Source organism: Mesorhizobium sp. M1E.F.Ca.ET.063.01.1.1 (genome assembly GCF_003998155.1).
Classification (GTDB): Bacteria; Pseudomonadota; Alphaproteobacteria; order Rhizobiales; family Rhizobiaceae; genus Mesorhizobium.
In genome coordinates this window covers 1-6,595 of the sequence record NZ_RZSC01000312.1, presented here as the reverse complement: position 1 = coordinate 6,595, position 6,595 = coordinate 1, and the positions used below count along the sequence as shown (strand labels likewise).

At 64.7% G+C, this 6,595-nt stretch carries 7 protein-coding genes and 1 tRNA gene; 2 read left to right on the top strand and 6 right to left on the bottom strand.

The features are described 5' to 3' along the window. The 4 genes from EOA29_RS20845 to EOA29_RS20830 form a co-directional block, all read right to left on the bottom strand. Positions 1-234 (bottom strand): enoyl-CoA hydratase/isomerase family protein (locus EOA29_RS20845; RefSeq protein ID WP_145969725.1); only part of this gene is annotated, 234 nt, incomplete at its 3' end. Beyond that, complete coding sequence (locus EOA29_RS20840; protein ID WP_126092119.1) at positions 227-1,828, bottom strand: acyl CoA:acetate/3-ketoacid CoA transferase; 1,602 nt, start codon at positions 1,826-1,828, stop codon at positions 227-229. The genes EOA29_RS20845 and EOA29_RS20840, both read right to left, overlap by 8 nt. Further along, positions 1,825-2,841, bottom strand: coding sequence for a Gfo/Idh/MocA family oxidoreductase (locus tag EOA29_RS20835; RefSeq protein ID WP_126092120.1), 1,017 nt, complete (start codon positions 2,839-2,841; stop codon positions 1,825-1,827). The genes EOA29_RS20840 and EOA29_RS20835 overlap by 4 nt, the downstream gene beginning before the upstream one ends. After that, on the bottom strand, positions 2,838-3,890 hold the full coding sequence (locus EOA29_RS20830) for a LacI family DNA-binding transcriptional regulator (protein WP_126092121.1): 1,053 nt from the start codon (positions 3,888-3,890) through the stop codon (positions 2,838-2,840). Before EOA29_RS20830 ends, EOA29_RS20835 begins: the two co-directional genes overlap by 4 nt. Before the next feature lie 241 nt (positions 3,891-4,131). Between EOA29_RS20830 and EOA29_RS20825 the strand changes: the two genes are divergently transcribed. Continuing rightward, the gene (locus EOA29_RS20825; protein WP_126092122.1) at positions 4,132-5,286 is read left to right on the top strand and encodes a dihydrodipicolinate synthase family protein; all 1,155 of its coding nucleotides are present in this window, start codon (positions 4,132-4,134) and stop codon (positions 5,284-5,286) included. A 184-nt stretch (positions 5,287-5,470) separates the two neighbouring features. Here the strand turns inward: EOA29_RS20825 and EOA29_RS20820 are convergent. Both EOA29_RS20820 and EOA29_RS20815 read right to left on the bottom strand, forming a co-directional pair. Further along, a tRNA-Val gene (locus tag EOA29_RS20820) sits at positions 5,471-5,545 on the bottom strand. Between the two features lie 106 nt (positions 5,546-5,651). Next, positions 5,652-6,014, bottom strand: a complete 363-nt coding sequence (locus EOA29_RS20815; protein WP_006199474.1) for a response regulator — start codon at positions 6,012-6,014, stop codon at positions 5,652-5,654. A 165-nt stretch (positions 6,015-6,179) separates the two neighbouring features. Between EOA29_RS20815 and EOA29_RS20810 the strand changes: the two genes are divergently transcribed. Then, positions 6,180-6,595, top strand: a 416-nt coding sequence (locus EOA29_RS20810; RefSeq protein WP_189478947.1) for an N-formylglutamate amidohydrolase, incomplete at its 3' end; no start/stop codon positions are given.

The window sequence follows — 6,595 nt, the reverse complement described above, 5'->3', positions numbered from 1 at the left end:
GAAGTCGGCGGCGCTCAACTGTGCCCAGGCCTCGACGTCGCCGCCGGCGCAGAAGCCTTTGCCTTCGCCGCGGATGAGCACGACGCGGACGCCCCCGGCCAGTTCCGCCTCGTCGAGTGCGGTTTCGAGTGCCCGCAACATGGGAATGTCGAGCGCGTTGAACTTTTCCGGCCGCCGCAGCATGACGACGCCGATGGCGCCGTCCTGCTCGAAGGTGACGAGGCGCTCAGCCATGCGCGCCTCCGAGCGAAGCGCCGCCATTGAGCGACAGGCCGATCGGCCGGTCCTGGTAGAGCGAGGCAGGCGTCACCTTGAGGTCGTTGGCGATAGCGAGCGGGATGTCGGCCTGCGCCAGCACGTCGCGTTCGAGATCGATACCGGGCGCGAGTTCCGTCACCATCAGCCCATCCGGCGTCAGCTTCATCACGCAGCGCTCGGTGACATAGGTGATGTCCTGCCCCTGAGCGACCGCGCGTTTTCCCGAGAAGGAGATGTGCTCGACCTCCTCGACGATCTTCTTGACCTTGCCTTCCTGGTCGATGCGGATGGCGCCATCGGCCAGCGAAAGCTTGGCGCCGGCGTTGAAGAAGCCGGAGAAGACGATCTTCTTCGCTCGCGCGGTTATGTCGACGAAGCCGCCGGCGCCGGCCGTCACGTGCGGCCTTGCCGAAAGCTTCGAGACGTTGACGGAGCCATGGCGGTCGATCTGCAGGAAGGACAAGAGCGAAGCGTCGAAGCCGCCGGCCTGAAAATAGATGAATTGGTGCGGCGAGGGCATGATCGCCTCGGCGTTCGAGGCGCAGCCGAACTTGAAGTCGAGCAGCGGCACGCCGCCGACCGCGCCCTGCTCGATCACCCAGGTGACCTTGCCATGCTGGCCTTCCTCCAAGAGGATGCGCGGCACGTTGGCGGAGATGCCGAAGCCAATGTTGACGGCCATGCCGTCGCGCAACTCCATGGCGACGCGGCGCGCGATCACCTTCTGGACGTTCATCTCGGGCGTGCGAAAGGTCGACAGCGGCCGGAAGATCTCGCCCGAGATCGCCGGGTCGTAAGGCGTCTGCGTCGTCTGCAACTGATCGGGCGCGACGACGATATGGTCGACCAGCACGCCGGGCACACGGACGTCATGCGGCTTCAGCGTGCCGTTCTCGACGACGCGCTTGACCTGGGCGATGACGATGCCGCCATTGTTGCGGGCAGCTAACGCCTGCTCCAGCCCGCCGAGATAGGCGCCTTCATGCTCGTAGGTGAGGTTGCCGCGCTCGTCGGAGGAGGTGGCGCGGATGATCGAGATGTCGGGGACGATGGCGCGGAAATAGAGCCATTCCTCGCCGTCGAACTGCTCGACCGAAACGATCGGCTCGCTGGCCGCCGCATTCATGGCGCAGCCCTGATGGCGCGGATCGGCAAAAGTGTCGAGACCGACCTTGGTCAGCACGCCAGGCCGCTTGGCGGCCGCCTCGCGATGCATGTCGAACAGGATGCCGGAGGGCACGTTGTAGGCGGCGACGGAATTGTCGCCGATCATCTGCCAGATCCGCGGCGGCTCAGCCGAGGAGGGGCCGGACGGGTAGGAGCCGCAGAGCGTGCGCTTCAAAAGGCCCGGCTTGGCGAGATGGTCGATACCCTTGATGCCGTACATGTCGCCGGCGGCGATCGGGTGCAGCGTGGTGATCGCCTTCGGATGGCCTTCCGCGTCGAAGCGCTCGCCGATCGCGGCGAGCACGGCGTCCGGGCAGCCGAGGCCGCTCGACGACGACACGGAGACGACCGCGCCATCCTTGATCAGGCTGGCGGCATAGGCCGCCGAGACGAGCTTGCTCACGCGAGGCTCCCGAGTTGCGGATCGATCACGACGGCCCTGCCGGTCTTGGCGGATTGCAACGCCGCTTCGGCTGATGCCAGCGACCAGATGCCATCCTCGCCGGTGGCGGACGGCTGGCCTTCGCCGCGGATCGCGGCATGGAACTGGCGCAGCGAGCGGGTGTAGAGGTCCTCGCGGTCGAAATTCAGCTCTTCCTCACCGCTCGCGGTGCGCAGCAGCACGGAGCCCACCGGCTTCTGCGTCATGATATTGGTGGCGATCAGCGAGCCTTCCGATCCATGCACCTCGAAACCAGTGCCGGCGAATTTGGTCGTGAAGCCCTCATGCGATTGCGCGATGACGCCGGATTTGAAGCGCCAGATGCACATGGCGCCGTCCTCCAGTCCGCCGCCGGCCATGCCGGCCGACTGCGTGAATGCCGAGATCTCGACCGGGTCGTCGCCGAGCACGAAGCGCAGCGTGTCGGCATCGTGGACGGTGATGTCGAGCACCACGCCGCCACCGGCCTCGGGCTTGGTTATGCGCCAGCCCTGCAGGTTTTCCGGCAGGTAGACGGAATGGAAGACGCGCGCGGCGACTGGCTTGCCGATGCGGCCGGCGGCGATCGCCTCGCGCATCGCCCGGTGCCCGCCGGCATTGCGCAGATGATGATTGGTGCCGAACACGATGCCGGCCTTCCTGGCGGCCGCGACCAGCTTGCGCGCATCGGCGCTGGTCAGCGCCAGCGGCTTTTCGCAGAGCACGTGCTTGCCGGCCTTGATGGCCGCAAGCCCCTGTTCGAGATGCAGTTCGTTGGTGGTCGAGATGTAGACGGCGTCGATGTCCGTGCTGAGCAGCGCATCGAGCGTCGAAACGGCGGCCGGGATGCCGTTTTCCCTGGCATAGGCTTCGGCGCGCTCGGGGCTGGAGCTCATCACGGCGGCAACCTCGCCGTCGGCCTGCGCGCGGATGGCGTTGATCATGAACTGTCTGGCGATCGTGCTCGCACCGATCAGACCCCATCTCACGCTCATGCCGCGTCTCCCATTCCAGCGCCGCGCGCGTTGCGGCTCGGGCCGCAGCTTTCCCTGACGACGAGGCTGACTGCGCCGATATGGTCCTCGGCGCGCGTTGTGCGCGACTGGATCATTTTCAGCATAACATGGGCGGCGCGCTCGCCGAGGCCGGCGGTATCGACGGCGACGCTGGTCAGCGCCGGCATGTAGTGCTCGGCCTCGGCCACGTCGTCGAAACCGACCACGGCGAAGTCCGTGCCGGCCTCCAGCCCGCGCTTGCGCAGCGCCAGCATGACGCCGAAAGCGACGGCGTCGTTGAAGCAAAGAGCGGCCGACGGCGGCTCGGGCGCCGCAAGCGCGGTCTCCAGGCAGGCCATGCCGCCCTTGCGGCTGGTCTCGCCCTCGACGATCGTTCTGTTGGCGACGGGAATGCCCAGCGCTTCACAAGCCTCCAAGAAGCCGCCCAGCCTCTGCTGATAAACCACGAGGTCGGACGAACCGCCGAAGAAGGCCAGGCGGCGGTGGCCCTTGAGGATCAAATGCTCTGTGGCGATGAAGGCGCCGCGATGGTTGTCCGGCGCGATCACCGGAATGCGGCTCTCGGGCAGCCGGCGCATGGTGAAGACGATCGGCACGCCGGCGGTCTCGATGCGGCGGAAGGCGCCGGGAGTGGTGCCGCGCGCCGGCGAGACGATCAGGCCGGCGACACCCTGCTCCATCAGCGACTTCAGCACTTCTTCCTGACGCACGGGGTTTTCGGCGGTGTTGGCGATGAAAGGCACGATGCCGGCCGCCTGGAAGACGCGCTCCATGCCGACCGCCAGTTCGGCGAAGAAGGGATTGGTGAGGTCGTTGATCACCATGCCGATGACGTTGGAGTGAGCCTTGCGCAGATTGGCGGCGCCGCGGTTGTATACATAGCCGACATCCTCGATCGCCTTGCGCACCTTGACCGCGGTCTCAGGCCGGATCAGCCCGCTGCCTTGCAGCACGAGCGATACCGTCGATTTGGACACGCCGGCCTCGCGGGCGATGTCCAGGATCGTCGCCTTGGCCCGGCTGGCCATCTCCGCTCTTTCCTCCGCATTCGGCATTAATTTATTGGAACGTTCTAAACATCAGGTCAAACGAAGAGTCAATCGGGAATCGTCTGGAATTCCAAAAATTGATCGATGCTGGCGGAAATCGCTGCAAATGCGAGCTTTTTTCTGTTGCGACGCAGCACAGCCTCGGCGTCGAACAGGAGTCACAAAGGTTCTTGATTTATTGGAACGTTCCATTTATAGGCTGCCGCAAAGGGAGACTTCCATGGACATCATCCTGCCTGCGGAGAATGGCGATCGAGCCAGCTACCGGCTGGTCGGCCAACCGGCGGAGCCGATCCCCGGCGCGGAATTCCCGCGCATCGCCTATGCCGCGGCCCATGTCGTCGCCGACCCTTTCGCCATGACCGATCCCTGGTCGCGGCCGGCGGTCGACTGGGACAGGACGATGGCCTTCCGCCATCATCTGTGGCGGCTCGGCTTCCGCATCGCAGAGGCGATGGACACCTCACAGCGCGGCATGGGTTTCGACTGGCCGAGCGCCAGGGAGCTGATCCGCCGCTCGATCGCCGAGGCGCGCACGGTGAAGGGCGCCGATCTCGCTTCCGGCGCCGGCACCGACCACCTGGCGCCCGCGGCAGCAAGGACGCTGGACGACGTGATCCATGCCTATGAGGAGCAGTTCGCCTTCATCGAGGGCGAGGACGGCAAGGCGATCATGATGGCGAGCCGCGCGCTGGCGGCGGTGGCCAAGGGGCCGGACGACTATGCGCGCGTCTACGACCGCATCCTCTCACAGGCCTCCGGCAAGGTCATCCTGCATTGGCTGGGCGACATGTTCGATCCGGCATTGAAAGGGTATTGGGGAAGCAATGAATTCGACGCCGCGCTCGATACGGTCGTTGCCATCATCGATCGGCATGCCGGCAAGGTCGAAGGCATAAAGATATCGCTGCTCGATGCCGGCAAGGAGGTGTCGCTGCGCGACCGGCTGCCCGAGGGCGTGGTGATGTTCACGGGCGACGATTTCAACTACCCGGAATTGATCGCCGGCGACGGCAAGAGGCACTCGCATGCGCTGCTCGGCATCTTCGACGCCATCGCGCCGGTTGCCAACGCCGCGCTGGTGAAGCTCGGCGGGGGCGATCGGGCCGGCTATGACGCGCTGATGGCGCCGACCGTGCCGCTGGCGCGCAAGATCTTCGAGGCGCCGACAGAATATTACAAAGCGGGCATCGTTTTCATGGCCTGGCTGAACGGGCACCAGGACCATTTCGCCATGGTCGGCGGCATGCAGTCGGCGCGCGGCATATGCCACTACGCCGACGTCTTTCGCCTCGCCGATCGGGCCGGATTGCTGGCCGACCCCGGACTCGCCATCGCCAGAATGAAGGGCCTTTGCGCGGTCGCGGGTGTCTGAGCCAGACGCACCTGCCGGCTCCGCCGAACAGCCCTGCGGACAAAAGATTCTTTCCTCCTTGAACCCATCCGAGAACAAGTGCGACCAAGCGCTGCGTAAGCAACCAAGTTCACCGAGGAGAACGCAGCGGCAAAGCCCTACAGCCTAACTGCTCTGGTCCCTTAGAGACTTAGATTTGAAAGGATGGTGGGCGTGACAAGGATTGAACTTGTGACCCCTGCAATGTCAATGCAGTGCTCTCCCGCTGAGCTACACGCCCATCCGAAGCCGCGCATACACCATTTTTGGTCCGGCGCGTCAATAGCGGGAACAAGAAAAGAAAGCTTCGCTTTGCCGCACCGGCGGAAGCCCGCCGGAAAACCCTCTCAGGCTGCCTGCAGCATCTTTTCGACCTCGTTGACGAGGTCGCGCAGATGGAAAGGTTTCGATAGCACCTTGGCGTCCTTGGGCGCCTTGGAATCCGGATTGAGCGCGACCGCGGCAAAGCCGGTGATGAACATGACCTTGAGGTCCGGATCGATCTCGGTGGCGCGGCGGGCGAGCTCGATGCCGTCCATCTCGGGCATGACGATATCGGTTAGCAGCAGCGAGAAAGGCTCCTCGCGCAGCCGCTCATAGGCGCTGGCGCCATTGTCGAAATCGCTTACTTGGTAACCGGCTCTTTCCAGTGCCTTGACGAGGAACCGGCGCATATCGTCGTCGTCTTCCGCCAGTAGAATGCGTGCCATTTTGTCCCGTCCGAATCACCCGCCCCAAGCCTGCCGCCGCGCAAGCCCGTTAACCATCCTGTATATGAGGAGGAGACGGTAAACATCAAGTGAACGTTGGCCCTGTCCGCGCTGTTTCAGCCGGCCGTTTCGTGGGGCTGAAATGCTGGACATGCCGGGCGCAAGATGGCAGTTTTGAATCATGACGCAGTGCTTCATCCTGGTTCGTTCAAATTGAAGACGGCAGCCGAGGATTTTTCGGTCGTACCACCCTTCGAAATCCGATCGGGCGCCGAGCAACGCGTCCCTTTCCTGTTCAATTCGCCGCATAGCGGCCGCTACTATCCGGAGCGCTTCCTCGCCATGGCGCGGCTTGACCGCAACGCCATCCGGCGGTCGGAGGATTGCTATGTCGACGAGCTTTTCGGCGGCGCCGTCGCGCTCGGCGCGCCGATGCTGGCGGCGAATTTCCCGCGCGCCTATCTCGACGTCAACCGCGAGCCGTGGGAGCTCGATCCGCGCATGTTCGCGGAGCCGGTGCCGTCCTTCTGCAATATCCGCTCGGCTCGCGTGGCGGGCGGGCTGGGCACGGTGCCGAAGCT